Annotated in this window: 2 pseudogenes; both read left to right on the forward strand. The window is 61.7% G+C overall.

Going from position 1 to position 2,790, the window contains the following annotated elements:
- A pseudogene (locus Q1B08_RS21210) lies at positions 1–430 on the forward strand (hypothetical protein); the annotation flags it as partial.
- Positions 431–728: 298 nt separating this feature from the next.
- A pseudogene (locus Q1B08_RS21215) lies at positions 729–2,116 on the forward strand (IS1182 family transposase).
- The last annotated feature ends 674 nt before the right edge of the window (positions 2,117–2,790 follow it).

Raw genomic sequence — 2,790 nt, forward strand, 5'->3', positions numbered from 1 at the left:
TGCCGCCATCCGGGCGGCGCCGTCGCATCTCCGGATCGGCGACCTGATCTGCGTGCATGCCGGGCTGGACCCGTGCATCCCGGACGACATCCATCTCGCCCGGGACCGCCCCGTGGACGACGACAAACACTGGGCGTGGATCCGCAACGAGTTCCTGACCTGGCAGGGCGGATGGGATGTGGATCCCGAAACCGGGCAACGCTGGAAGGGACCGACAATCGTCGTGCACGGGCATACGCCGGCGGTCCGAACGTCGCTGGCGGAGACGACCGGCGAACTGCCGCAGATGGACGGAGTGGAGGACTACCGGACGATCTGCCTCGACGCCGGGGCGGCGTACAGGCCGCAGCTCGGATGGGCGCGGTTCTACAGGGAGGGAGAGGTGAGCCGTGTGAAAGTCTTCGCTACGTTCTCCGCTTATGCAGGATGACCGGCAGCGCGGAGATATCCAAGACTACCTGCTCGAATGTCTTGGAAGGGCGTGTTTCGTTGAAAAAGTCCGCCGGCGATCTTCAGACGAAGGAACGCGAGAATAACGTCTTTGCGAAGTGCTCTTCTGCGCTGGCTCGAGGCCAGCGTTCGCCGGAGCGAAGAACGATGTTCTGCGCCATGGGATGACCTTGCGCGGCTTCCGAGTTTTGAACGAATAGGCGTATTTCGTTGAAAACTCGGCTTGTTTTGGGGGCTGAGCGCTGATTCAATTCCTTCACTGGACGGGAGGATTGGCGATGATGGGACCGAGGCAGGCGGCTCAACCGGCGCTGTTCTACGAGTTCTCTCTGGAAGATCACGTCCCACAGGATCACCTTCTTCGATCTATTGACCGGTTCGTGGACTTGGGCAGCATCCGCAGCCATCTCGCGGATCTCTACAGTCACGCCGGCCGTCCGTCCGTCGATCCCGAGCTGCTGATCCGGATACTGCTGGTTGGCTATTGCTTCGGCATCCGGTCCGAGCGGCGCCTGTGCGAGGAAGTGCATCTGAACCTGGCGTATCGCTGGTTCAGCCGCCTCGATCTGAGTGACCGAGGTCCGGATCACTCGACATTCTCGGAGAACAGGCACGGCCGGTTCCGCGAGAGCGAGCTGCTGCGCCACCTGTTCGAGATAACGGTCGCACGGTGCATCGCCGAGGGATTGGTCAGCGGGCAGTGCATGGCGGTCGATGCCAGTCTCATCGAAGCGGACGCGAACAAGCAGAATCCCACACCGAAGGAGGAATGGGACGCGGCACGGATCGATCCGGCCGACGCGCCCCGCGCCGTGCGCGAGTATCTCGACACTTTCGACGAGGCCGCGTTCGGGGCCGCCAGCGAGGTCCAGCCCAAGTTCACGTCCCATTCCGACCCTGCCAGCCAGTGGACGGCAGCCCGCAAGGGGCCCTGCATTCTTCAGTTATTCCGACAACTACCTGATCGACACGGACCACAGCGTCATCATCGATGTCGAGGCGACCAGGTCGATCTGGCAGGCCGAGGTCGGATCGACCAAGACCATGCTGGACCGCGTGGAGGCCAGGTTCGATCTGCATCCCGAACGCCTGATCACAGATACGGCCTACGGCACCGGCCCGATGCTGGGCTGGCTGGTCGAGCGCAAGATCGCACCGCACATCCCGGTGTTCGACAAGTCCGGCCGCAACGACGGCACCTGGACGCGGGCGGACTTCGGATGGGACGCCAACAACGATCAATACATCTGCCCCGAGGGCCATGAGTTGAAGCAGTTCCGCCGGAACTATTCCGATCCGAACCGGGGGGCCAATCGGCACGGGCGTCGCCAAATACCGCGGCCTGAAGCTCACCTGCCAAGCCTGTCCCTCGAAACCGCGCTGCTGCCCGAACATGGAGTTTCGGTCCATCACCCGCGAGGAGCACGAAGACGCCCGCCAAGCCGCCCGCGACATTGCAAAGACCGAGCAATACCGGGTGTCGATGGAGCTGCGAAAGAAGGTCGAGATGCTCTTCGCCCCCCTCAAGCGCATCCTTGGCTTGGGAAGGCTCCGTTTACGCGGCCCATGCGGCGCGAACGACGAATTCCTCCTCGCCGCCACCGCCCAGAACCTCACGAAACTGGCAAAAATCCTTCCCGCACCGCGGCAAGCCCGAAAAGCCTGACGGGAAAGGCGCCCGCGCCTCTCTTTGGCGTCAGATTTCTGCGCTCGCGAACGAGTGTTTTTCCACAGAATCGGCGGGAAGTGGTCGTTCGCTGCGGGCGTACCGCTTACCGGAACCGTCCAAAACCTTGCGCCTGTGTGCGCCACCGCTAGGATTAACGCGGAAATGTCCGCAATCTGCTGCGGATATGTCAAAATGCATGTGGTCGACGGGAACTCATGGTCAGCAACGGAAGAGACACGTATGCCGCTGGTGAACAGGGGCTGGGCTACCTTTACCAGCCCCGCTTGGCACTTTTGCGTATACTCGACTTGCCTGAGAGCGCTGGAGTCTTGGTCGAAGGCCTGGACGATCTGGAACTCACCGTACAAACAGGGCGGAACTCTTCTAGGGTCCTTGAAGCACAAGGCGGAAGGAGGGCGGCTCACTGATCTATCGACCGACTTCTGGAAGTCGGTGTGGATCTGGTTACAGCGCTACACCGACAGCGGTGTCATCCGTTCCAGCTTTCGCTTCCTTTTGTTCACGACGGAGACGGTACCCAATAATTCGTTCCTCTCAACCTACGTGGCGTTGTTGCACGAAGCCTGTCTAGGCTTCACATCGCGACTCCGGCACCATAGCTGGACGGCATGTCCAGGCCTGCCCCGACCCGCTACCGCACCCTGAACTGG

This window comes from uncultured Jannaschia sp. (genome assembly GCF_947494025.1).
Taxonomy (GTDB): domain Bacteria; phylum Pseudomonadota; class Alphaproteobacteria; order Rhodobacterales; family Rhodobacteraceae; genus Jannaschia.